We start from the raw sequence: 23,427 nt of genomic DNA on the forward strand, positions 1-23,427 counted from the left end.
TGAGGTGGCCCTAAGACCACCTACCAATTACCAGGTCTGGGTTGCCTTGAAATCGTCAACAAGCTTCTTCAGCTCAGCTTCGATTTCTTTGTTGAAAGCACCCGTTGCGTCGATCTGTGTTACTAGATCAGCGTATTGACCACGAGCAAACGACAGTAAAGCAGCTTCAAAGTCTAGAACTTTAGAAAGTTCAACGTCTTGAAGGTATCCACGCTCTGCAGCGAAGATTACTAGAGCTTGGTCAAATACAGACATAGGAGCGTATTGCTTCTGCTTCATCAGTTCTGTAACTTTTTGACCGTGGTCTAGCTGCTTCTTAGTCGCTTCATCAAGATCCGAAGAGAACTGAGCAAATGCTGCAAGTTCACGGTATTGAGCTAGAGCAGTACGGATACCGCCAGATAGCTTCTTGATGATTTTAGTCTGCGCCGAACCACCTACACGAGAAACTGAGATACCTGGGTCAACAGCTGGACGTACGCCCGCGTTGAATAGCTCAGTTTGTAGGAAGATCTGACCATCAGTAATCGAGATTACGTTCGTTGGTACGAATGCAGATACGTCACCAGCTTGCGTTTCGATGATAGGAAGAGCTGTTAAAGAACCAGTCTTGCCTGTCACTTCGCCGTTAGTGAATTTTTCTACGTATGCTTCGCTTACACGAGCTGCACGCTCTAGTAGACGAGAGTGAAGGTAGAAAACATCACCTGGGAACGCTTCACGACCTGGTGGACGCTTTAGTAGTAGCGAGATTTGACGGTAAGCGACGGCTTGTTTAGATAGATCATCATAAACAATCAGTGCATCTTCACCGCGATCACGGAAGTATTCGCCCATCGCACAACCAGCATACGGTGCAAGGTATTGCAGCGCTGCAGATTCAGAAGCAGATGCAACAACAACAACAGTGTTTGCTAGTGCGCCGTGCTCTTCTAGTTTGCGAACTACGTTAGCAATAGTCGACGCTTTTTGGCCGATAGCTACGTAGATAGAGAAAATACCAGAATCTTTTTGGTTAATAATCGCATCGATCGCCATTGCTGTTTTACCAGTTTGACGGTCACCGATTACTAGCTCACGTTGACCACGACCGATAGGGATCATTGAGTCAACAGACTTGTAACCAGTTTGAACAGGTTGATCTACCGATTTACGGTCGATTACACCTGGTGCGATAATTTCTACAGGCGAAGTCAATTTAGCTTCGATTGGACCTTTACCATCAATTGGCTCACCTAGCGTGTTTACAACACGACCAAGCATTTCAGGACCTACTGGTACTTCTAGAATACGACCAGTACCTGTAACTTTCATGCCTTCCTGTAGGTCAGCATACGGGCCCATTACAACAGCACCAACCGAATCACGGTTCAAGTTTAGTGCTAGCGCGTAACGGCCACCCGGTAGTTCGATCATTTCACCTTGCATCACGTCCGCTAGGCCGTGGATGCTAAGGATGCCATCGCTTACAGAAACGATAGTACCTTCATTGCGAGCTTCACTAACAACGTCGAAAGATTCAATACGTTGTTTAATTAGATCGCTAATTTCAGTGGAATTAAGTTGCATGCTCCAATCCCCATTAAGACTGCAATGCATCGCTCAGGCGGTCTAAACGACTGCGCGCTGAGTTATCGATGACTAGGTCTCCGGCTCGAATAATAACTCCACTAAGTAGAGTCTCATCTATACTGCAATTCAGCTGAACTTTGCGCGCTAAGCGCTGTTCCAATTTGCTGCTGATCTCTGCACGTTGTTCTTCAGAAAGTTCTACCGCTGAAGTTACTTCAACGTCGATCTCTTTCTCATACTCTTTTTTGAGTATAAAGAACTCTTTACAAACATCAGGAAAAGCCATTAAGCGGCCATTCTCTGCCATCACTTTAATTAAGTTCTGACCGAATTCATCAAATTGTTCGCCACAAATTACAATGAATACTTCAGCTAATTTTTCAGCAGTCATAGAACCGCTTAATAAATTGTGAACATCATCATTTTGTGCCACTTCGGCAGCAAAAGTAAGCATTTGACCCCATTGGTCTAGCTCACCTTTATCTACCGCAAAGTCAAACGCTGCTTTAGCATAGGGGCGTGCGATTGTAGTCAAATCAGACATATACAGCCCCTTGCTTTAAAGTTTTGCAGTAATGTTGTTAAGAAGATCATCGTGTACATCTTTATCGATAGTACGTTCAAGGATTTTCTCAGCACCAGCTATAGCCAGAGTTGCGACTTGTTTGCGCAGGTCATCACGGGCACGTGTACGCTCTGCTTCAATTTCTGCTTCAGCTTGCGCTAAGATCTTCTGGCGTTCTGCCTGAGCCTCTTCGCGTGCTTCATCAATAATTTGAGCTTTACGTTTGTTTGCCTGATCAATAACCTCAGTTGCAGTGCGCTTTGCTTCTTTCATTTGCTCAGAAGCGTTGGCTTGTGCCAGGTTCAAGTCTTTAGCAGCGCGTTCAGCGGCTACTAGACCGTCAGCAATTTTTTTCTGACGTTCTTCAATTGCTTGCATGATTGGTGGCCATACATATTTCATGCAGAACCAAACAAACAGTGAAAAAGCAATTGCTTGACCTAGCAGAGTTGCGTTCATATTCACAACAGCTACCCCTCGTTAAGAATCAACTACAAAAATTTAATTAACTATTTAGAAGTTAATTAGCCTGCTAGTTGACCAACAAATGGGTTAGCAAACGTGAATAGTAGTGCGATTACGATACCGATCATTGGAACAGCATCCAATAGACCAGCGATGATGAACATCTTAACTTGTAGCATTGGAGCCATTTCAGGTTGACGCGCAGCGCCTTCTAGGAATTTACCACCAAGAATAGCAAAACCAATTGCAGTACCTACGGCACAAAGACCAACAATGATAGCAACAGCGATTGCTGAAAAACTTAGTACAGTTTCCATTTACGTTCTCCGATTAACATTAATAGTTAGAATAAAGCTTAAAAATTTTTTAGTGATCACTATCTTCATGAGCCATTGATAAGTAAACGATTGTCAACATCATGAAAACAAACGCTTGAATCAAAATAACCAAGATATGGAAGATAGCCCAAGGTAGTGCACCTACCCATTGTAAGTACCACGGTAGCATTGCCGCGATAAGAATAAACACCACCTCACCCGCAAACATATTACCAAATAAACGCATACCTAGAGATAGTGGCTTCGCTAATAACGAAATTACCTCAAGTACCAAGTTAAATGGAATCATGATTGGGTGATTAAATGGATGCAGTGCCAATTCTTTAGCAAATCCGCCTAGACCTTTCACTTTGATGCTGTAGTAGATCATCAGAGCAAAAACACCTAAAGCCATTGCCATTGTTATATTAACATCAGCTGTAGGAACCACTTTCAAGTAAGGGATACCTAGCCAATGCTCTGCAGGATATGGTAAGAAATCGATAGGCACTAAGTCCATCAAGTTCATAATGATAATCCAGCAGAATATAGTCAGTGCTAGTGGGGCAATCAGAGGGTTGCGGCCATGGAAAGTTTCTTTAACGTTGTCACCAACGAATTCCACTACCATTTCAACAAAACACTGAAGCTTACCAGGTACACCTACTGTTGCTTTCTTAGCGACTGAGCGAAAAACCCAAAGGAATAACATCCCTGTCAACACCGAAAAAAACAGACTGTCTATATGTACGTTCCAGAAACTTGTCTCCTCTACAAGACCAAACTTAGCTAAAGAAAGGTTTTGTAAATGGTGTTCAATGTATCCGGATGCTGTTGGCGCAGCCATAACTCATCCTATTTTTTATTGTTAATGAAAAGCACTGGCGCAAAGATATTAATACCTAGAACCAGTAAATAGGTCAGTTTGAGGGGAATTAATTCCACCTGCATATACATGTAGACGATAGAGAATAGTAGAACTGTGATTAAGATTTTGAGCGCTTCACCTGCATAGAACGACGCCGCAACTAACTTAGTTGCGCGAGCTCCACAAAATAGAAAAGCACACACACAAAAAACTACATTCGCGATGACAAAAATACCGCCACCGATTAATGCAGCAAAACCCCAATCAGGATTAACAGCTAAACCTAACCCTATCGCCACTAATATAACCGCGCTAAGCTCGATCAATAACATTTGCTTTGCAAGCACTCGTCCTGGTCTTGCTAACGCCGCTACCATGTATTCGTTCCTCTTTTAAGCCTACTTTGATACTCGCTTAAAAGCGTGCTGATAAATTGGCGAAAATTATACGTTCAGCCAAATTGATTGCAATAAGAATGCAGCAATCATTTACATTTTTGTATACAAACCGACAACTTTTGTACGAAATCACTTGTTCATTACATAATTGACCTAAATCAATTATCTCACTTAGTACTCTAATTTAGCAATAAGTTGATCTAATTTGTGAGGCTCATCAAGAGTAATTGTCACTTTTGACTTCCCACTAACAGAACGAGTAACTGAAACGTTTGCTTGCAATTTTTCCGTGAGTCTTCGTGAAAGTTCGATAGCTTCAGTGTCTTCTTGCTTCGATTCTGATTCAACGTCTGGCTTTAAGCACTTTTTAACAAGCTGCTCAGTTTGACGCACGGTCATTTTTTTGGTTGCCGCAGTGTTTGCTGCCTCAACCTGGGTATCGCCTTCGAGCGCAAGCAATGCTCTAGCATGCCCCATTTCCAGGAGTTTGTTGGAAACTAAACCTTTTACTTCACTTTCGAGCTGATTTAGACGTAATAAGTTACTAACCGTTGCTCTCGATTTACCGATCACTTCAGCAACCTGTTGATGTGTCAGCTCAAATTCGTTCTGCAAGCGCTCTAACGCTTGTGCTTCTTCGATAGCATTCAAGTCTTCACGCTGAATGTTCTCGATCAATGCCATTGCAATCGCGGCCTTGTCTTCGACTCTCTTAATTAAACATGGCACTTGCTTAAGGCCAGCTTGACGAGCAGCTCTCCAACGACGTTCGCCAGCAATAATCTCAAACTGGTCGTGTGCTAAGGGGCGTACAACGATTGGCTGAATAATACCTTGAGATTGGATTGATGCTGCCAGCTCTTCTAGCGCTTCCGTCGCAATATCCTTACGCGGTTGATATACACCTGGCTTTAAGCAACCAACAGCCAATTCGATAAGCTCACCATCAGCCGACAACGCCTGACTATAAGAAGCAACTTGCTGCTTTTCACGAGCTAATGAGCTAGTTGCAAGCAATGCATCTAGCCCCTTTCCTAAACCACGCTTAGACATTGAGCGAATTCCTTTGGTTGGACCTATACTGGGACTTCTTCACGACGTAACATTTCGCCAGCAAGAGCAAGATATGCCTTAGCTCCTGCAGAATATTTGTCGTAGTACATTGCTGGCTTGCCATGACTCGGCGCTTCTGCCAGACGCACATTTCTAGGGATCACAGTTCGATAGACTTTGCTACCGAAGTGCTTTTTGAGTTGATCAGATACTTCGTTCGATAAGCGGTTACGAGGATCGTACATAGTACGCAGAAGACCTTCAATCTTCAGATTCTCATTTACCACCGCAGCGAGCTTGCTAATGGTATCCATCAACGCAGTCAAACCTTCCAGAGCAAAGTATTCACATTGCATAGGAACCAATACGGAATCGGCCGCAGCCATCGCATTAATTGTAAGAAGATTTAATGACGGTGGGCAATCGATAAAGATGAAATCATAGTTACTACGAATGGGTGCCAACGCGTTCTTTAGGCGAACTTCACGAGCAAACACTTCCATCAATTTGATTTCTGCCGCTGTAACATCACCATTTGCGGCGATAAGGTCATAATTGCCAGATGTACTTCGGCAAACTACCTCATCAAATGGGCTGTCTTCAACCAGCAAATCGTAAGCAGTTGCTTCAACCTGATACTTGTCAACACCGCTCGCCATCGTGGCATTACCTTGAGGATCGAGGTCAACAACCAATATCTTGCGCTTTGTTGCCGCCATTGATGCTGCCAAGTTAATGCAAGTTGTTGTTTTTCCTACGCCACCCTTCTGGTTGGCAATTGCTACGATTTTACCCACTATGGCCTCGCTGATTATCCCTGACGCGATAAAGTAACTAGATGACGCTCTCCATCAAGCTCTGGCACTTGCAAAGCTTTAATGTCTGTCACTGAACACCATTCAGGTAACAGGTCGATTTCGTCTCTAGGATGTTGTCCCTTAAGAGCCAAAAATACACCGGATTGCTCTTTAGGTAAATGATGACACCACTCTACCATGTCTGTCATTGATGCAAATGCGCGACTGAGCACGGCATCAAACTTTTCTTCTGGTTGAAATTCTTCAACGCGACTTTGAATCGGCACCACGTTGTCGATACCCAGCTCATGAATCACTTGCTTGATAAAACGAATACGCTTACCCAAGCTGTCTAGCAAGTAAAACTCGCAGTCAGGATTCATGATTGAGAGCGGAATCCCAGGAAGACCAGGGCCTGTGCCAACGTCAATAAAGCGCTTGCCTTGTAAGTGAGTGCTAACAATGATGCTATCTAAGATATGTTTCACCATCATTTCTTGCGGATCACGAACTGACGTCAGATTGTATGCTTTGTTCCACTTGTTTAGTAACTCAACGTAGCCAACCAATTGGCTGCGTTGCTTTTCAGATACTTCAAGTTCAGTCTGGCCAATCAGGTGATCCAGTTTTTCGCGTAATGCGCTCATTATGCTTCCTCACCTTTTTTCAACAGGCCGTGTTTTTTCAAGTAAACCAACAGAATTGAAATTGCAGCAGGTGTGATACCTGAGATTCGCGATGCAATACCAATTGAGTCTGGTTTAGCGGTAGTTAGTTTTAGAACCACTTCGTTAGAAAGCCCTTTTACCTTACTGTAATCGATGTCAGCCGGCAGTTTGGTGTTTTCATGACGCAGTGATTTTTCAATTTCATCTTGTTGACGTTGGATATAGCCATCGTACTTCACTTGGATCTCAACTTGCTCTGAGGCTTGTTGATCTTCCAGTGCAGGACCGAAACGATCCAACGACGTTAGCTGTGAATAAGTCATTTCAGGACGACGAAGAAGATCTTCACCACTCGCTTCACGAGACATTGGTGTTTTCAGGATCTGGTTCAATTGATCAATATCTTCAGATTTTGGATTAATCCATGTTTCTTTAAGACGTTGACGCTCTTTCTCCATGTTTTCCATCTTCTCGTTGAATCGCGTCCAACGAGCATCGTCGACCAAGCCAAGTTCACGTGACTTTTCAGTCAAACGGATATCAGCGTTGTCTTCACGAAGCAACAAGCGGTATTCCGCGCGAGATGTAAACATGCGGTACGGTTCTTTGGTACCCATTGTCGACAAGTCATCGATAAGTACACCCATGTAAGCTTGATCGCGGCGTGGGCTCCAGCCCTCTTTGCCTTGCGTAAACAAACTCGCATTCAAACCGGCCATTAAGCCTTGTGCTGCAGCTTCTTCGTAGCCAGTGGTGCCATTGATTTGCCCTGCAAAGAACAACCCCTTAATAAACTTGGTCTCGTAAGTCAGTTTAAGATCGCGAGGGTCAAAGAAATCGTACTCAATCGCGTAACCAGGACGAACGATGTGTGCGTTCTCAAAACCTTTCATTGAGTGAACGATTTTTACCTGAACATCAAACGGCAAACTGGTTGAAATACCATTAGGGTATAACTCGTGCGTCGTTAGGCCTTCAGGCTCAATGAAAATTTGGTGACTGTTTTTATCAGCAAAGCGCATCACTTTGTCTTCAATCGACGGACAGTAACGAGGGCCAATACCTTCAATCACACCAGCGTACATCGGGCTGCGATCGAGGTTGGCACGAATAACGTCATGCGTATTTTCGTTAGTGTGCGTGATGTAACATGGAATCTGACGCGGCTGCTGAGCTCGGTTACCCATGAATGAGAAAACCGGAGTCGGATTATCGCCGTGTTGAACCTCAAGCTCAGAAAAATCAACGCTGCGTGCATCAATGCGAGGAGGTGTACCTGTTTTCAGGCGATCAACACGAAATGGAAGATCACGAAGACGGTCAGCGAGCGCGATCGATGGTGGATCACCCGCACGTCCACCCGATGAACTTTCCATACCAATATGAATCTTACCGCCTAGGAATGTGCCTACCGTTAAGACCACAGCATTAGCGCGGAATTTGAGGCCCATTTGCGTAACCACACCCACCACTTGATCTTGTTCAACGATCAAGTCATCAACCGACTGTTGGAACAGAGTTAGGTTTGGTGTGTTTTCAAGAACATTACGGACAAAGGCTTTGTAAAGTGCGCGGTCAGCTTGTGCACGAGTTGCACGTACCGCAGGGCCTTTTGATGCGTTTAATGTTCTGAACTGAATACCTGCATGATCAATAGCTTGCGCCATTAATCCACCCATAGCATCGACCTCTTTTACCAAGTGGCCCTTACCGATCCCGCCAATGGCTGGGTTACAAGACATCTGTCCCAACGTATCGATATTATGAGTTAGTAATAACGTACTTTGACCAGTACGTGCAGATGCGAGTGCGGCTTCCGTTCCTGCATGGCCACCACCAACAACGATGACGTCAAATTTTTCGTGATAAAGCATGAACCGACCTCAGGTACTCAAACGTTTCTAGATTGATAAAAAGGAGCGATATTCTACCTGTTTTCATAGCTTGAGAAAACGTTTTTGGAATTTTTCGAAAAAGCTGTTTTTAATTAATATAGATAAGATCTTTAGAGAGATCTTTTATTAGATCTATTATTAGGATCGAGGGTGTCTGTGGGTAAGTAGAAAATGATCAACAAGATCATGGATCTTTTTTGGATCAAAGGGTGTGATCTAACTTTGATCATAATGAGGATTAGCTGGGATCAAAATGGCTACTTATGCACAAGGGGGAATTACCTAGAAAGTTGTTATTTGGATAACTATAGGTTGATCACCGTATATGTATGATCTTATCCACAGAGAAAATTGAAAAAAAGGACATGTATTTCGATTTATTTTCAAAAAAGTTATTCACAATCACGATTTTCAGAGACAAAAAAAGCGGCATAAGCCGCTTTTTAGAAGATTGGGGTGTTAAAACTGGTCACTATGATCGTTAAACCATTCCTCTGCAGCATCTTCTGGGACCGGTGTTTCAAGAACATCGATGGTAAAACAGCCAGAAATCGCTTGAGCACCGAGCTCTTTTAGTTGGCTGTGGACTGATTTACCTGCCAAACAGAAGGTATCGTAGCTCGAATCTCCAAGCGCCACTACAGCAAAGCGAACCTGGCTTAAATCTGGAGATTGCTGGGTCAATGCGTCGATAAACGGCTTAATATTATCTGGAAATTCACCGGCACCATGAGTTGAAGTGACCAACAACCAAAAGCCTTGTTGGGGGATATCATCGTATTCAGGCTGATTATGAAGGGTTATTTCATGACCTTGCTCTTCAAGAAGATCATTAAGGTGATCGCCAACGTACTCTGCACCACCTAAGGTGCTACCTGTAATAATGTGGATCATTAAGCTGTCCTTACTAAAGAAGAAGGCCAGCATGAGCTGGCCTTTTAAGGTTATTTACCAATACAGAATGAAGAGAAGATGCGACCTAAAAGATCGTCTGAACTGAACTCACCCGTGATCTCATTGAGGTGCTGCTGAGTAATTCGAAGCTCTTCCGCTAAAATCTCACCCGCCATGTAGCCTTCAAGCTGCTGTTGGCCGATATCTAGGTGTTCTGATGCTCGTTCTAGGGCATCTAAGTGACGACGACGTGCCATAAAGCCACCTTCATGACCACCAGCAAAGCCCATACAATCCTTTAGATGACTACGCAGAGCGTCGACACCTTGGCCTGTTTTGGCTGATAAGCGAATCAGGGTTGGATCGTTAACATGACAAATGCCTAACTCTTCACTGGTTTGATCCGCTTTATTACGAATTACCGTCATTCCGATGTTGTCTGGTAGACGATCAACGAAATCTGGCCAGATATCTTTCGGGTCGGTTGCGTCTGTTGTTGTGCCATCAACCATAAATAAAACTCGGTCTGCCTGAGCTATTTCTTCCCAAGCACGTTCAATACCTATCTTTTCTACTTCATCAGAGGCCTCACGTAGGCCTGCGGTATCAATAATATGCAGTGGCATGCCATCAATATGGATATGTTCACGCAGTACATCACGCGTAGTGCCGGCAATATCAGTCACAATGGCAGATTCTTTGCCTGACAATGCATTTAATAGGCTCGATTTACCCGCATTTGGGCGACCTGCAATCACGACTTTCATACCTTCACGCATGATGGCACCTTGATTGGCTTCTTGGCGCACAGCTTCGAGATTGTCGATGATAGCCTGTAAGTCAGCACTTACTTTACCGTCAGCAAGGAAATCAATTTCTTCTTCAGGGAAGTCGATAGCCGCTTCAACGTAGATTCTTAGGTAAATCAGGGAATCTACCAGTGTATTAATACGCTTTGAGAATTCACCTTGCAGGGATTGTAGTGCAGATTTCGCTGCTTCTTCTGAGCTTGCGTCAATCAGGTCAGCAATCGCTTCGGCTTGAGTTAAATCCATCTTGTCGTTTAAGAAGGCACGCTCTGAAAACTCACCTGGACGCGCAGCACGCACGCCTGAGATCGCGAGGATTCGTTTGATTAGCATATCCATCACCACCGGACCGCCGTGGCCTTGCAGCTCTAACACGTCTTCGCCAGTAAACGAATGTGGGTTAGGGAAGAAAAGCGCGATACCTTGGTCTAGTTCGATGCCATCGTGAGATTTAAACGGGAGGTACTCAGCGTAGCGAGGCTTAAGTGTTTTTCCTGTTACTTCTAGGGCAACCTGAGTCGCCAATGGGCCGGAAACGCGGATAATACCGACGCCACCACGGCCTGGCGCGGTCGCTTGAGCAACAATCGTATCTGTAGTCATAGGTGTGCCTGCTAGCATGTGAAAGCCAAAGAGGGCATTCACGATTAATCAATTAGCTGAATTGTAATCAGCTAAAAACAAAAAGGCGACCTTTTGGTCGCCTTTCTTTATCTCTTTCTATTATCGAACTTACTTAGAATGTAAGCCTTTCTTTTCCAGTGCGCGGTAGATAAGCGTTTGCTGAATTAGAGTTACGATGTTCGATACTAGCCAGTAAAGAACCAGACCTGAAGGGAAGAACAGGAAGAAGAATGTGAACATAACCGGCATAAAGGTCATGATCTTCTGCTGCATTGGATCCGTTACAGTTGTCGGGCTCATCTTCTGGATTAGGAACATTGAAGCACCCATCAGAAGTGGCAAGATGTAGTATGGGTCTTGTGCTGAAAGGTCAGTAATCCAACCGAAGAACGGTGAGTGACGCAGTTCAACAGACTCCATTAGTGCCCAGTATAGCGAAATGAAGATAGGCATTTGAAGAAGGATAGGTAAACAGCCACCTAGTGGGTTTACTTTCTCTTTCTTGTAAAGCTCCATCATTTCTTGACTCATGCGTTGACGGTCGTCGCCAATACGCTCACGCATTGCAGTCAGCTTAGGCTGAAGCATACGCATTTTCGCCATAGACGTGTACTGAGCTTTCGTTAGTGGGTACATAGCACCACGAACGATGAAAGTTAGACAGATGATTGCCAGACCCCAGTTCACAACGATGCCTTGAATAAATGAAAGCAGAGTATGAAGTGGTTTAGCAATGAACCATAACCAACCGTAGTCAACTACTAGGTCTAGGTTTGGTGCAACAGCAGCCATTTGGTCTTGAAGTTTAGGACCAACCCAAAGCGTTGCTTTGAAGCTTGCTTCGTCGCCAGTAGCGATGGTTTTGTTCGGCATGCGAACACCGATGTCGCCAAGGTTACCAATTACACGAGTGTAAAGGTTGCTGCCTGCTTCGTCGCGTGGAATCCAAGCACTTGCAAAGTAGTGTTGAATCATCGCTGCCCAACCTTGACCGTTTGCTAGGTTAAGAGAAAGGTTGCGATCTTGCATGTCGTCGAAGCTGTATTTTTTGTAACGCGTATCTTCCGTAGAGTAAGCACCACCACGGTAAGTTGGCATTGTTAGGCTACCACCGTCATCCATAACGTTTTGACGTAGGTGAGCGTACATGCCGAATGTTGCGTTATTGCCAGAGTTGTTGACTACATCGTATTCAACGTCAATCGCGTAGCTGCCGCGCTTAAGGACGAATGTTTTTGTGTAATCCAGGCCGTTCGCTTGGTAAGTCATTGGGATGCGTAGTTCATCTTGACCTTCAGCCAACGTGAAGCTGTCTGCTGAAACCGTGTAGCTAGGGCGGTTAGTGCTGCTTAAATCGATACCTTGAGGACCCACTAGACCGCTTTGAGCGATAAATTGGTGACCAGGCTCGTTTTTAAGAAGAACAAAAGTGTCTTCAGAATCGAACTCAGCAGAGTAATCGTTTAGGTTTGCTGTAACGACATCACCACCAACCGTATCAATTGACAGAGTCAGAACATCAGTTGTTACTGTGATAGTTTTAGCAGAAGCAACTTGACCAGGAGCCGGGTCTAGATCATCTGCATAAGATGGCGCTGGTAGGGTGCTGCCAGATTGTGCCTGCTCAACCGCTTGTGGAGCTGGGTTCTGAGCTACGTTCCATTGCTGGAACAGTAGGAAAGAAACCAAAGCCAATGCGATTAACAGGATATTACGTTGAGAATCCATCGTTATTTATCTCTGTCTTGTTTTTGGACTGGTGGAACGGGGTCAAAGCCCCCTTCGTTCAAAGGATGGCATTTTAATAGACGTTTGCCTGATAACCAACACCCTTTTACAAAACCGTGAGCTTTCAACGCTTCTATCGCATATAAAGAGCAGGTTGGAGTAAATCGGCAGCGTGGGCCGATGAGTGGACTAATAAACCATCTATAAAAATAGATGGGTATTAGCGCTATCCACGCGAAGGGCGAGACAGGCGAAGCCATAATTTGTCGAGTAGCTTGAACATTTCTTCATTGCTTAAATCTTGCGCGCTCTTCTTAGCGATTACAACATAATCTTTGTTAGGAAGTTTGTGTTGAGTGTTACGAAAACTTTCACGAGTAAGACGCTTGAATCGATTACGACCCACGGCGGTTTTAATCTGCTTTTTCGGAACGGCTAATCCAAGGCGAGGATTTGAAAGAGAGTTATTTCGGGCAATGATGGTGAAATGAGGGGAGCCTGCTCGATGAGCTTGCTTGAAGACATTCTGATAATGTTCGGGAGTTAACAAGCGTAACTCCCGACCGAAGGCTAGCTTATTCAAAATAATCAAAGATTACTTAGAAAGACGCTTACGGCCTTTTGCACGACGTGCATTGATTGTTGCGCGACCGTTCTTAGTAGCCATGCGAGCACGGAAACCGTGTGTACGCTTACGCTTTAGAACTGTAGGTTGAAAAGTGCGTTTCATTGTAATTACCTTACTGATCAGTAGTTTTAGGTTTTTGTTAAACCCGGCGTGGGCATTTTTTCTCTTCTTTATATAAGAAAGGAAAACCGACGCCTCTCAACAAAGAGGCGGAATTGTAATCACTGTCACAAAAAGTGTCAATGATTGGGTTAACTAAAATTCCGGTCGGGGGATTATACGTAGAATAACTAAAATCACAAGGATCCTTCGTCGATCCCGACCTTATTTAAGAATTTCTTTAATTTAGGATCCTGTGGATTACCAAAAATATCCTGTGGAGATCCCTGTTCGACAATGTGGCCATCAGCCATGAAGATCACTCGGTCTGCGACCTCTCTAGCGAACTGCATTTCGTGAGTAACCACCAGCATGGTTTGATGCTGATTTGCTAGTTTTTTCATTAGGTTAAGCACTTCGCCAACCCATTCAGGATCAAGCGCTGAAGTCGGCTCATCAAACAGTAAAAGCTCTGGTTGTAGAGCCATTGCACGGCCAATACCAACCCGTTGCTGCTGGCCACCAGAGAGCGCGGCTGGGTAGCTATCAGCTTTCTCTCCTAAGCCAATGTCGTCGAGTATTTGTTGTGCTTTTTCATGGGCTTGCTTCTTTTTCCAACCACGAACGGTAATCAAACCTTCAGCTATATTCTGTCTCGCGGTTTGGTGAGCAAATAGTGCATAGTTTTGGAATACAAAACCAGTCTTACGACGCAGTGCAAGCACCTCTGCTTTGGTGTGTTTCTGAGCATCAACCTTAATATCATCAATCGAAATAATACCTTGATCGGCTTGCTCTAGAAAATTCACACAACGCAGCAGGGTAGACTTACCCGTACCACTTGAACCTATGATGACAATTATCTCACCTTGTTTGATTTCTAGGTCGATCCCTTTCAAAACTTCGGTGTCACCAAACTGCTTGTGGATATTTTGTAATTTGATCATCGTACATACGCCTTATTCAGTTTCACTTCGGCCCAAATTTGAATACGAGTGAGGATAACCACTACGCCCCAGTAAATCAGCGCGACTGCTAAGAAAGCCTCGAAGAAGCGGAAACTTGAAGAAGCTTCCATCTGAGCTTTAGCCATGATTTCGGCTACACCTAAGGTGAATGCAAGTGAAGTCGACTTGATCATGTCGATGAAATAGTTCATTAAAGAAGGCAGTGCTACGCGGGTTGCTTGCGGCAAGATCACTCGGCGCATCGCTTGACTGGTTGTCATACCGACTGAGAGGCTGGCTTCCATCTGGCTACGATCAATACCGATAATCGCGGCACGAATACTTTCTGCCATATACGCGGCAAAGTGCAGGGTTAAGCCAATTACAGCGGCGTTGAAAGCATCCAACCCAACCATCCACGGGAATACTTGTGGTAAGCCGTAATAAAGGAGGAAAAGCTGTACCAACAGTGGTGTGCCTCGAAAGAAGCTAATGTACAGCTGGCTCAGTTGGTCGAGTACTGGGATTTTGAATACACGAATATTCGCCAGTATCAGAGACAGGATCAGAGCAAAGAACAAGCCCCAAGTTGCCATCTCCATCGTGGTGCCTAAATACTTCAGTAGTATTGGCAACAGCTCTAGCATGTAATTAAAGTCAAATCCCATAATCTATCTCGTATTAGTATTGGAAGTGTTGTTCTATTTGGAAATACTGTTCTATCAGGCTTTTAATCAGTGCACAAAAGCAAAAAGCCCACCGCCGTGTAAAGCAGTGGGCCTCGAATGGAGATAGTGAGTGATTACTTCTGAGTAATGTCCGCACCAAACCATTTCTGAGAGATACTTTCTAGCGTACCATCTGCGCGCATTGCTGCTAATGCTTGGTTTACTTCTGCTTGCAGTTTTTTACCGTTGTCGTTGTCCACGAAAGGCCAAGCGTTTTCAATGGTTTCGAATGGCTGACCCGCTAGCTGTAATGGTAGCCCCGTCTTCTTGATAAGCTCTAGTGCTGATAGGCGATCCATTACGAATGCATCGGCACGACCAAGAGCGACATCATGCTCAATACCTGTATCGTAGGTTTTAACATTGATCTTGCCATCTTTATCGTAGCTGCGAAGCAGTTGTTCAAAGTTTGAACCTAGGTTTACCGCAACCGTCTTGCCATCAAGGTCTTCGATACCCTTAATGCTGTCATTACCTTTACGAACGGTAATTTGTGCACCGTCTACTACGTATGGGTCTGCGAATAGGTATTTCGCTTTACGTGCATCCGTCATTGTAATTTGGTTTGAAATGGTATCGATACGACCCGTTTCAAGAAGACCAAACAGACCAGAGAAGTTTGCCGTTACGTATTCAACCTTGTAATCGTTAAGCTTACCGATCTCATCCCATAAATCCACTTCAAAACCTTGTAGTTGGTCTTGTTTAACGAACGTAAACGGGAAGTAGCGACCAGACATGCCGACTTTAACTTCAGTCGCGGCTTGAACAGTAGCAGCAGAGAGTGCGATAGCCGCAATTGCAGCCTTAATCCAGTTATTCATTTGGTAACTCCTTATATTTATAGGGTTGGATGTTACTGGGAAAATGCTCAATAGAATAAATAACCAGATGTTATTAACCATAACCAGATCGCATTCTCGATTTGGGGATAACTAGCAAGGATCCGGGCATAAGTGGATCATTGTGTGAGTAAATTAGGGGCAAGATGTGTGGATCCACCGATTATTTACAAATTTATTGTGAATAACTTGGATCTTATTCACTGGATCTGTGATCAATTGCTGGTGATCTGACTTATCAACAGGTAAAATTAACGGTCATTTCATATAACTTAAATAGAGTGGGGCACCGTGTCATCTTCGCTTTGGTTGCAATGCTTGCAACAGCTTCAAGAAGAGTTACCAGCTACAGAATTCAGTATGTGGGTACGTCCGTTACAAGCGGAGCTCAATGGTAATACTCTAACTCTATTTGCACCAAACCGATTTGTACTCGATTGGGTGCGCGATAAGTACCTAAATAGCATTAACCGTTTGCTACAAGAATATTGTGGTAATGATATTCCGCATCTTCATTTTGAAATTGGGAACAAACGAGTTACTGCTCCAAAACCTGAGACTATCGCCCCAGCTCGTACCCGTACAGCCGCTGATGTGGCCGCTGAATCGTCAGCACCTGCGCAGTTACAAGCTCGTAAGCCTGTTCACAATATCTGGCGTGATGAAGAGCCTGTAGCGGTTGATCTTAACCACCGTTCAAACGTAAACCCAAAACATAAGTTCAATAACTTTGTTGAGGGTAAATCAAACCAATTGGGTTTGGCGGCGGCACGTCAGGTTTCTGATAATCCAGGAACAGCTTATAACCCGTTGTTTTTATACGGTGGCACCGGTTTAGGTAAGACACACTTGTTGCACGCGGTGGGTAATGCCATTGTTGATAATAAGCCGAATGCGAAAGTGGTTTACATGCATTCTGAGCGCTTTGTTCAGGATATGGTGAAGGCGCTACAAAATAACGCGATTGAAGAATTTAAGCGCTACTACCGTAGTGTTGATGCTTTGCTTATCGATGATATCCAATTTTTCGCGAATAAAGAGCGCTCTCAAGAAGAGTTCTTCCATACCTTTAATGCGCTGCTTGAAGGCAACCAACAGATCATCCTAACCTCTGACCGTTATCCAAAAGAGATCAACGGGGTAGAGGATCGTCTTAAATCTCGCTTCGGCTGGGGTTTGACGGTTGCGATTGAGCCACCAGAGCTTGAGACTCGTGTTGCGATCTTAATGAAGAAAGCCGAAGACCACCAAATTCACCTTGCGGATGAAGTGGCATTCTTTATTGCTAAGCGTTTACGCTCTAACGTTCGTGAGCTTGAAGGCGCATTGAACCGTGTTATTGCGAATGCAAACTTCACAGGCCGTCCGATCACGATCGATTTCGTGCGTGAAGCACTGCGTGACTTGCTTGCCCTGCAAGAAAAACTCGTCACCATTGATAACATTCAAAAGACAGTCGCTGAATACTACAAAATCAAAGTTGCTGATCTATTATCTAAACGCCGTTCTCGTTCTGTTGCTCGTCCACGCCAACTGGCGATGGCACTGGCTAAAGAGTTAACTAACCACAGCTTGCCTGAGATTGGCGATGCATTCGGTGGCCGTGACCACACGACCGTACTGCATGCTTGTCGTAAGATTGCTCAGTTGCGTGAAGAGAGCCACGACATTAAAGAAGATTATTCGAACTTGATTCGTACCCTTTCTTCTTAATACACAGTATTCTTAACCTTAATAAGCAGAATCTTGGCCACGTACTATTACGCAGTGCCATTTAGACCGTAAGAGCAAGATATGAAATTTACCATTGAACGTAGTCACCTGATTAAGCCATTACAACAAGTATCTGGCGCACTCGGTGGCAGGCCAACGCTTCCAATTCTAGGAAATCTACTGATTAAAGTAGAAGATAACGTGTTGTCGATGACAGCAACGGATCTAGAAGTTGAACTGATCAGCCGTGTAACGCTTGAAGGTGATTTCGAAGCGGGCAGCATTACTGTACCTTCACGTAAATTCCTAGATATCTGTCGTGGCTTGCCAGACAGCTCAGTGATCACCGTGGTATTGGATGGTGACCGTGTTCAGGTTCGCTCTGGTCGTAGCCGCTTCTCATTGGCAACATTACCTGCGGCAGATTTTCCAAATATTGAAGACTGGAGCAGTGAAGTTGAAGTGTCAGTGACACAAGCTGAGCTGCGCGGTCTTATCGAGAAAACCCAATTCTCAATGGCGAACCAAGATGTTCGTTATTACCTCAACGGTATGTTGTTTGAGATTGAAGGTTCAATCCTACGAAGTGTCGCAACTGATGGTCACCGTATGGCGGTATCTCAAGCACAATTGGGTGCCGATTTTGCTCAGAAGCAGATCATTGTTCCTCGTAAAGGTGTGCAAGAGTTAGTGAAGCTACTGGATGCACCAGAGCAACCGGTAACGCTGCAGATTGGTAACTCTAATGTGCGTGCTGAAGTGAACAACTATGTCTTCACTTCTAAGCTGGTTGATGGTCGTTTCCCTGATTATCGCCGCGTAATGCCGCAAAATACTACCAAGACACTTGAAGCTGGTTGTGATGAATTACGTTCAGCATTTTCTCGTGCTGCGATTCTGTCGAATGAAAAATTCCGTGGTGTTCGCGTTAATCTTGTAGATAGCGAGATGCGTATTACCGCGAACAACCCAGAGCAAGAAGAAGCGGAAGAAGTGCTAGACGTAACCTTTGATGGTGATGCACTAGAGATTGGTTTCAACGTAAGCTACGTGTTGGATGTTCTGAACACACTACGTTGTGAGCAAGTTCGCATCTCAATGTCAGACGCCAATGCGAGTGCTCTTATCGAGAACGCACAAGACGACAGCGCGATGTACGTTGTTATGCCTATTCGCTTATAAGCGTTGTTTGTGATGTTTACTGATCAACAACGTTTACCTATCGAGTCGTGATTGAAGATTAATATGAAGACGTTATGCCTTTATCGCGCTTAATCGTTAAGCAGTTTAGAAATATAGAAGCCTGTGACATTCAACCGTCATCAGGCTTTAACTTTCTTATAGGGGCTAACGGGAGCGGAAAAACCAGTGTCCTTGAAGCGGTATATCTGCTCGGACATGGTCGCTCATTTAAGAGTTCACTCACCGGCCGTATCATACAAAACGAGTGCAGTGAGCTGTTTGTACATGGCCGTTTTATGACCTCGGATCAATTTGAGCTGCCAATTGGCATTAATAAGCAGCGCGATGGCACAACAGAGGTTAAAATAAGCGGTCAAACTGGGCAAAAATTGGCTCAGTTAGCTCAGGTTTTACCTTTGCAGTTGATTCACCCGGAAGGGTTTGATTTACTAACCGATGGACCTAAGCATCGCCGCGCATTTATTGATTGGGGAGTCTTCCACAGTGAGTCCGGCTTTTATGATGCATGGGGCAGGGTAAAGCGCCTCAATAAGCAGCGAAACGCCTTATTGAAAACGGCAACACACTATCGAGAACTGAGCTATTGGGACCAAGAATTGGCCCGTTTAGCGGAAAGTATCAGCCAGTGGCGTGCCACTTACGTTGAACAGCTTAAAGAAGTCGCCGAAGAAATCTGTGCGACCTTCCTTCCTGAGTTTGAGATAAAGATTAACTATTATCGTGGTTGGGACAAAGACACTCCATACGCCGAGATTTTAGAAAAGAATTTTGAAAGGGATCAGCAGCTTGGTTACACCTTTAGTGGGCCAAACAAAGCGGATCTGAAGATAAAAGTGAACGGCACTCCAGTGGAAGATGTCTTGTCACGAGGTCAATTGAAGTTGATGGTGTGCGCGCTGCGAGTAGCACAAGGGCAACACCTCACTCAAATGACAGGTAAGCAGTGCATCTATTTGATAGATGACTTTGCTTCCGAATTAGATAGCCAACGCCGAGCACGTCTTGCTGAGTGTTTAAAGGCGACCCAGGCTCAAGTTTTTGTAAGCTCTATTACCGCTGATCAGATTGCAGATATGCATGACGAAAATAGCAGGATGTTTCATGTGGAACATGGCAAAATAGAGCAAGGATAATTAGTCAGAGAGTAACTATGTCAGATAATTACGATTCATCGAGTATTAAAGTACTGAAGGGTCTGGATGCGGTACGTAAGCGTCCTGGAATGTACATTGGCGACACGGATGATGGTACCGGTCTGCACCACATGGTTTTTGAGGTGGTAGATAACTCTATTGATGAAGCGCTAGCTGGTCACTGTAATGACATCATTGTAACTATCCATGAGGATAGCTCAGTGTCTGTAAGCGATGACGGCCGTGGTATTCCAACAGAATTGCACCCAGAAGAAAAAGTATCAGCAGCAGAAGTAATCATGACGGTTCTTCACGCTGGTGGTAAGTTCGATGATAACTCGTACAAGGTATCTGGTGGTCTGCACGGTGTTGGTGTTTCAGTAGTTAACGCACTTTCTAAGCAAGTTACTCTTACTATCCACCGCGGTGGCAAAATCCACACTCAAACTTACAGCCACGGTGAGCCTCAAGCGCCACTAGCGGTTATCGGTGATACGGATAAAACCGGTACAGAGATTCGTTTCTGGCCGAGTGAAGAAACCTTCACTAACATCGAGTTCCATTACGACATTTTAGCTAAGCGTCTACGTGAGCTATCATTCTTGAACTCAGGTGTATCAATTAAGCTAATTGATAAGCGTGAAGAAGACAAAATGGATCACTTCGAATACGAAGGCGGTATCCAAGCGTTTGTTGAACACCTTAATACCAATAAAACACCAATCATCCAAAAGATTTTCCACTTTGATTCAGAGCGTGATGACGGCATTACCGTTGAAGTTGCAATGCAGTGGAACGATGGTTACCAAGAAAACATCTACTGTTTCACTAACAACATCCCTCAACGCGATGGTGGTGCTCACTTAGCGGGTTTCCGTGCTGCACTAACGCGTACTCTGAACAGCTTCATGGATAAAGAAGGCTTCTCGAAGAAAGCGAAGACTTCAACATCAGGTGATGATGCTCGTGAAGGTTTGACGGCGATTGTTTCGGTGAAAGTGCCAGATCCTAAGTTCTCAAGCCAAACGAAAGACAAGCTGGTTTCTTCAGAAGTGAAGTCTGCCGTTGAGTCTACGATGGGTGAGAAGCTATCTGAGTTCCTAATTGAGAACCCAGGTGAAGCGAAAATCGTTTGTTCTAAAATTATCGATGCAGCGCGTGCTCGTGATGCAGCGCGTAAAGCTCGTGAGATGACTCGTCGTAAAGGCGCATTAGATTTAGCGGGTCTTCCAGGTAAACTAGCTGACTGTCAGGAAAAAGATCCTGCTCAGTCTGAACTATACATTGTGGAAGGAGACTCTGCTGGCGGATCAGCCAAGCAGGGGCGTAACCGTAAGAACCAAGCAATCCTACCGCTTAAAGGTAAAATCCTTAACGTAGAGAAAGCGCGTTTCGATAAAATGCTGTCTTCTCAAGAAGTCGCAACGCTAATCACAGCCCTTGGTTGTGGTATTGGCCGTGATGAATACAACCCAGATAAACTGCGTTACCACAACATCATCATCATGACCGATGCCGATGTCGATGGTTCTCACATCCGTACACTGCTACTGACGTTCTTCTACCGTCAAATGCCAGAGTTGATTGAACGTGGTTACATCTACATTGCTCAACCGCCACTTTACAAAGTGAAGAAGGGTAAGCAAGAGCAGTACATCAAAGATGAAGATGCGATGAACCAGTATCAAGTATCTTTGGCTTTAGACAATGCAGAACTGCACGTAAATCCTGAAGCACCTGCGTTTGCCGGTGAAGGCTTAGAGAAGCTTGTTCAGCAATACAATGCAGGCATCAAGCTGGTTGATCGTATGAGCCGCCGCTACCCACGCGCATTGGTTCACGAACTGATTTACGTTCCTCGCCTAACCGCTGAGCAGTGTCATGATGACGCGGTGGTTGAAGCTTGGGGTAAGCAGCTAGTAGAGCAGCTAAACGGTAAAGAAGCGGGTGCAAGCCAATACAGCCTTGAAGTTGAAAAACACGAAGAGCTAGGTTTAAGCGTTCCTAAGATTGTGGTTCGTACTCATGGTGTGACTCATGAACACGTATTGAGCATTGATCTTATTAACTCTAAAGAGTTTGGTAAGTTAGCGGATCTTTCTGAAGCTCTTGAAGGCTTGATTGAAGAAGGTGCTTACATTAAACGTGGTGAGCGTACTCAAGAAGTTTCTAGCTTCGTTGAAGCTCTTAACTGGTTAGTGAAAGAGTCTCGTCGTGGTCTAAGCCTACAACGATACAAAGGTCTAGGTGAGATGAACCCTGATCAACTTTGGGAAACAACAATGGATCCTGAAACTCGTCGTATGATGCAAGTAACGATTGAAGATGCTGTTGGTGCTGATCTGTTGTTTACAACGTTGATGGGTGATCAAGTTGAGCCTCGTCGTAACTTCATTGAAGAGAACGCACTGAAGGTAGCGAACTTAGACGTTTAGTATCTTTGATACTTCGCTCTTTCGCTTAATTTCTGTGTTAGAGGTGCTCACATACATTCGTATGCTCCGCGCCTCTTCCTTGAACTAAAACGAAATAGCTTCGTCTCAAAAAACTCAATATCTTATTGAAAAGACTGTCAGAAATGACGGTCTTTTTTGTTTTTAAGTGATTGAAAAATATTGGATTGGAAAAATAATTGAAAATAAGCGCTTGAAACTGATTTGCTCAATCCACATATCTAGTTGTGAAGAGGATGACTGTCTTGCTCTACAAGAGAAGAAACAGAACCTTCATAATCGTTGCTAGAGTATCGCTCAATAGAGGATAACTTTGGCAGCACACAATTTAAAAATTGATTCATTGCCATGTCCCAGTGTTGTCGCCAAACGAGGTGAAACCCGTGGAATGCGAACTGAATCCCTTAGCTGTTTACTGGATCTCTCACAGGTTCGATCTCAGTAAAATTCACGGCTAAGACTATTGCTTACTAAAAGGATAGCATTATGAGAACTGTAGATTTCACTCCACTTTACCGCAACGCAATCGGCTTCGATCGTCTATTCAACATGATGGAAGCGAACACATCGAAGAACTCTTCTGGCGGTTACCCTCCATACAACATCGAGCAAAAAGACGAGAACAACTACCGTATTACTATGGCCGTTGCTGGTTTTGCTGATGACCAATTAGATCTTACTCAGAAAGAGAACATGCTAATTGTTAAAGGTGAGCGTAAAGCAGAAGCAGAGAAAACCTTCGTATACCAAGGTATCGCAGAGCGTGATTTCGAGCGTAAATTCCAACTGGCAGACTACGTAAAAGTGGTGGGCGCAAGCATGGAAAATGGTCTTCTTCACATCGACCTAGAACGCGAAATCCCAGAAGCGATGCAACCACGTAAGATTGCTATTAATGGTAATAGTCTTCTAGAAGGTTAAGCGTTATTAGCTCATTTAAGCTAATAAATCTCGGGAAGTAGAAGTGAAAGAGCACCAGTACCTTGAAGAAGGTCGGTGCTCTTTTTTGCATTTGGTCTACGGTAAGC

24 protein-coding genes are annotated in these 23,427 nt (G+C 44.4%); 5 read left to right on the forward strand and 19 right to left on the reverse strand.

Annotation, left to right across the window (positions count from 1 at the left end):
* Nucleotides 1-27: 27 nt before the first annotated feature.
* From atpA to AB6E08_RS06385, 19 genes are all read right to left on the reverse strand, one after another.
* Complete coding sequence (gene atpA, locus AB6E08_RS06295; RefSeq protein ID WP_009848121.1) at nucleotides 28-1,569, reverse strand: F0F1 ATP synthase subunit alpha; 1,542 nt, start codon at nucleotides 1,567-1,569, stop codon at nucleotides 28-30.
* A 13-nt stretch (nucleotides 1,570-1,582) separates the two neighbouring features.
* Complete coding sequence (gene atpH / locus AB6E08_RS06300) at nucleotides 1,583-2,116, reverse strand: F0F1 ATP synthase subunit delta (RefSeq protein WP_009848122.1); 534 nt, start codon at nucleotides 2,114-2,116, stop codon at nucleotides 1,583-1,585.
* Nucleotides 2,117-2,131: 15 nt separating this feature from the next.
* The gene (gene atpF, locus AB6E08_RS06305) at nucleotides 2,132-2,602 is read right to left on the reverse strand and encodes a F0F1 ATP synthase subunit B (protein ID WP_010433231.1); all 471 of its coding nucleotides are present in this window, start codon (nucleotides 2,600-2,602) and stop codon (nucleotides 2,132-2,134) included.
* 59 nt (nucleotides 2,603-2,661) lie between these two features.
* Entirely contained in the window at nucleotides 2,662-2,919 is a 258-nt protein-coding gene (gene atpE, locus AB6E08_RS06310) for a F0F1 ATP synthase subunit C (RefSeq protein ID WP_004411110.1), read from the reverse strand.
* 49 nt (nucleotides 2,920-2,968) lie between these two features.
* Entirely contained in the window at nucleotides 2,969-3,766 is a 798-nt protein-coding gene (atpB, locus tag AB6E08_RS06315) for a F0F1 ATP synthase subunit A (RefSeq protein ID WP_009848124.1), read from the reverse strand.
* Between the two features lie 8 nt (nucleotides 3,767-3,774).
* A complete protein-coding gene (locus AB6E08_RS06320; RefSeq protein WP_008221392.1) occupies nucleotides 3,775-4,164 on the reverse strand; it encodes a F0F1 ATP synthase subunit I in 390 nt (129 codons plus the stop codon).
* Between the two features lie 192 nt (nucleotides 4,165-4,356).
* Nucleotides 4,357-5,238: a ParB/RepB/Spo0J family partition protein gene (locus AB6E08_RS06325; RefSeq protein ID WP_371707307.1), complete on the reverse strand. Its 882-nt coding sequence runs from the start codon at nucleotides 5,236-5,238 to the stop codon at nucleotides 4,357-4,359.
* A 23-nt stretch (nucleotides 5,239-5,261) separates the two neighbouring features.
* Entirely contained in the window at nucleotides 5,262-6,035 is a 774-nt protein-coding gene (locus AB6E08_RS06330) for a ParA family protein (protein WP_371995790.1), read from the reverse strand.
* Between the two features lie 14 nt (nucleotides 6,036-6,049).
* On the reverse strand, nucleotides 6,050-6,682 hold the full coding sequence (rsmG, locus tag AB6E08_RS06335; RefSeq protein WP_009848127.1) for a 16S rRNA (guanine(527)-N(7))-methyltransferase RsmG: 633 nt from the start codon (nucleotides 6,680-6,682) through the stop codon (nucleotides 6,050-6,052).
* Nucleotides 6,682-8,577, reverse strand: a complete 1,896-nt coding sequence (mnmG, locus tag AB6E08_RS06340) for a tRNA uridine-5-carboxymethylaminomethyl(34) synthesis enzyme MnmG (protein ID WP_012605106.1) — start codon at nucleotides 8,575-8,577, stop codon at nucleotides 6,682-6,684. Before mnmG ends, rsmG begins: the two co-directional genes overlap by 1 nt.
* A 480-nt stretch (nucleotides 8,578-9,057) precedes the next feature.
* A complete protein-coding gene (gene mioC, locus AB6E08_RS06345) occupies nucleotides 9,058-9,492 on the reverse strand; it encodes an FMN-binding protein MioC (protein WP_009848129.1) in 435 nt (144 codons plus the stop codon).
* A 50-nt stretch (nucleotides 9,493-9,542) separates the two neighbouring features.
* Entirely contained in the window at nucleotides 9,543-10,904 is a 1,362-nt protein-coding gene (gene mnmE / locus AB6E08_RS06350) for a tRNA uridine-5-carboxymethylaminomethyl(34) synthesis GTPase MnmE (RefSeq protein ID WP_029222947.1), read from the reverse strand.
* Nucleotides 10,905-11,033: 129 nt separating this feature from the next.
* Nucleotides 11,034-12,653, reverse strand: a complete 1,620-nt coding sequence (gene yidC / locus AB6E08_RS06355) for a membrane protein insertase YidC (protein ID WP_009848131.1) — start codon at nucleotides 12,651-12,653, stop codon at nucleotides 11,034-11,036.
* A 2-nt stretch (nucleotides 12,654-12,655) separates the two neighbouring features.
* The gene (gene yidD / locus AB6E08_RS06360) at nucleotides 12,656-12,913 is read right to left on the reverse strand and encodes a membrane protein insertion efficiency factor YidD (protein WP_004735802.1); all 258 of its coding nucleotides are present in this window, start codon (nucleotides 12,911-12,913) and stop codon (nucleotides 12,656-12,658) included.
* Nucleotides 12,880-13,203: a ribonuclease P protein component gene (rnpA, locus tag AB6E08_RS06365; protein WP_029223763.1), complete on the reverse strand. Its 324-nt coding sequence runs from the start codon at nucleotides 13,201-13,203 to the stop codon at nucleotides 12,880-12,882. Before rnpA ends, yidD begins: the two co-directional genes overlap by 34 nt.
* Nucleotides 13,204-13,248: 45 nt before the next feature.
* On the reverse strand, nucleotides 13,249-13,383 hold the full coding sequence (gene rpmH, locus AB6E08_RS06370; RefSeq protein WP_004735800.1) for a 50S ribosomal protein L34: 135 nt from the start codon (nucleotides 13,381-13,383) through the stop codon (nucleotides 13,249-13,251).
* Between the two features lie 194 nt (nucleotides 13,384-13,577).
* A complete protein-coding gene (locus tag AB6E08_RS06375) occupies nucleotides 13,578-14,327 on the reverse strand; it encodes an amino acid ABC transporter ATP-binding protein (protein WP_135445416.1) in 750 nt (249 codons plus the stop codon).
* Entirely contained in the window at nucleotides 14,324-14,995 is a 672-nt protein-coding gene (locus AB6E08_RS06380) for an amino acid ABC transporter permease (RefSeq protein WP_372064212.1), read from the reverse strand. Before AB6E08_RS06380 ends, AB6E08_RS06375 begins: the two co-directional genes overlap by 4 nt.
* A 134-nt stretch (nucleotides 14,996-15,129) precedes the next feature.
* On the reverse strand, nucleotides 15,130-15,879 hold the full coding sequence (locus AB6E08_RS06385) for an amino acid ABC transporter substrate-binding protein (RefSeq protein ID WP_372064214.1): 750 nt from the start codon (nucleotides 15,877-15,879) through the stop codon (nucleotides 15,130-15,132).
* A gap of 309 nt (nucleotides 15,880-16,188) precedes the next feature.
* On the opposite strand from AB6E08_RS06385, the gene dnaA reads away from it, so the two are divergent.
* The 5 genes from dnaA to AB6E08_RS06410 all read left to right on the forward strand — a co-directional run bounded on the left by dnaA (nucleotide 16,189) and on the right by AB6E08_RS06410 (nucleotide 23,320).
* On the forward strand, nucleotides 16,189-17,610 hold the full coding sequence (gene dnaA, locus AB6E08_RS06390; protein ID WP_372064216.1) for a chromosomal replication initiator protein DnaA: 1,422 nt from the start codon (nucleotides 16,189-16,191) through the stop codon (nucleotides 17,608-17,610).
* Nucleotides 17,611-17,691: 81 nt separating this feature from the next.
* Nucleotides 17,692-18,792, forward strand: a complete 1,101-nt coding sequence (gene dnaN / locus AB6E08_RS06395) for a DNA polymerase III subunit beta (RefSeq protein WP_017107516.1) — start codon at nucleotides 17,692-17,694, stop codon at nucleotides 18,790-18,792.
* A 74-nt stretch (nucleotides 18,793-18,866) separates the two neighbouring features.
* Nucleotides 18,867-19,946: a DNA replication/repair protein RecF gene (gene recF / locus AB6E08_RS06400; protein WP_017103129.1), complete on the forward strand. Its 1,080-nt coding sequence runs from the start codon at nucleotides 18,867-18,869 to the stop codon at nucleotides 19,944-19,946.
* Between the two features lie 17 nt (nucleotides 19,947-19,963).
* Complete coding sequence (gene gyrB / locus AB6E08_RS06405) at nucleotides 19,964-22,381, forward strand: DNA topoisomerase (ATP-hydrolyzing) subunit B (RefSeq protein ID WP_017099671.1); 2,418 nt, start codon at nucleotides 19,964-19,966, stop codon at nucleotides 22,379-22,381.
* Between the two features lie 504 nt (nucleotides 22,382-22,885).
* Complete coding sequence (locus AB6E08_RS06410; protein WP_009848140.1) at nucleotides 22,886-23,320, forward strand: Hsp20 family protein; 435 nt, start codon at nucleotides 22,886-22,888, stop codon at nucleotides 23,318-23,320.
* Nucleotides 23,321-23,427 lie beyond the last annotated feature (107 nt).

The organism is Vibrio sp. 10N.247.310.24 (assembly GCF_041467175.1).
Classification (GTDB): Bacteria; Pseudomonadota; Gammaproteobacteria; order Enterobacterales; family Vibrionaceae; genus Vibrio; species Vibrio tasmaniensis_A.

Coding starts and splice junctions, on each gene's coding strand:
- atpA (WP_009848121.1), bottom strand. CDS start 1,569: ATGCAACTTAATTCCACTGAAATTAGCGATCTAATTAAACAACGTATT.
- atpH (WP_009848122.1), bottom strand. CDS start 2,116: ATGTCTGATTTGACTACAATCGCACGCCCCTATGCTAAAGCAGCGTTT.
- atpE (WP_004411110.1), bottom strand. CDS start 2,919: ATGGAAACTGTACTAAGTTTTTCAGCAATCGCTGTTGCTATCATTGTT.
- atpB (WP_009848124.1), bottom strand. CDS start 3,766: ATGGCTGCGCCAACAGCATCCGGATACATTGAACACCATTTACAAAAC.
- AB6E08_RS06320 (WP_008221392.1), bottom strand. CDS start 4,164: ATGGTAGCGGCGTTAGCAAGACCAGGACGAGTGCTTGCAAAGCAAATG.
- AB6E08_RS06325 (WP_371707307.1), bottom strand. CDS start 5,238: ATGTCTAAGCGTGGTTTAGGAAAGGGGCTAGATGCATTGCTTGCAACT.
- rsmG (WP_009848127.1), bottom strand. CDS start 6,682: ATGAGCGCATTACGCGAAAAACTGGATCACCTGATTGGCCAGACTGAA.
- mnmG (WP_012605106.1), bottom strand. CDS start 8,577: ATGCTTTATCACGAAAAATTTGACGTCATCGTTGTTGGTGGTGGCCAT.
- mioC (WP_009848129.1), bottom strand. CDS start 9,492: ATGATCCACATTATTACAGGTAGCACCTTAGGTGGTGCAGAGTACGTT.
- mnmE (WP_029222947.1), bottom strand. CDS start 10,904: ATGACTACAGATACGATTGTTGCTCAAGCGACCGCGCCAGGCCGTGGT.
- yidC (WP_009848131.1), bottom strand. CDS start 12,653: ATGGATTCTCAACGTAATATCCTGTTAATCGCATTGGCTTTGGTTTCT.
- yidD (WP_004735802.1), bottom strand. CDS start 12,913: ATGGCTTCGCCTGTCTCGCCCTTCGCGTGGATAGCGCTAATACCCATC.
- rpmH (WP_004735800.1), bottom strand. CDS start 13,383: ATGAAACGCACTTTTCAACCTACAGTTCTAAAGCGTAAGCGTACACAC.
- AB6E08_RS06375 (WP_135445416.1), bottom strand. CDS start 14,327: ATGATCAAATTACAAAATATCCACAAGCAGTTTGGTGACACCGAAGTT.
- AB6E08_RS06380 (WP_372064212.1), bottom strand. CDS start 14,995: ATGGGATTTGACTTTAATTACATGCTAGAGCTGTTGCCAATACTACTG.
- AB6E08_RS06385 (WP_372064214.1), bottom strand. CDS start 15,879: ATGAATAACTGGATTAAGGCTGCAATTGCGGCTATCGCACTCTCTGCT.
- dnaN (WP_017107516.1), top strand. CDS start 17,692: ATGAAATTTACCATTGAACGTAGTCACCTGATTAAGCCATTACAACAA.
- recF (WP_017103129.1), top strand. CDS start 18,867: ATGCCTTTATCGCGCTTAATCGTTAAGCAGTTTAGAAATATAGAAGCC.
- gyrB (WP_017099671.1), top strand. CDS start 19,964: ATGTCAGATAATTACGATTCATCGAGTATTAAAGTACTGAAGGGTCTG.
- AB6E08_RS06410 (WP_009848140.1), top strand. CDS start 22,886: ATGAGAACTGTAGATTTCACTCCACTTTACCGCAACGCAATCGGCTTC.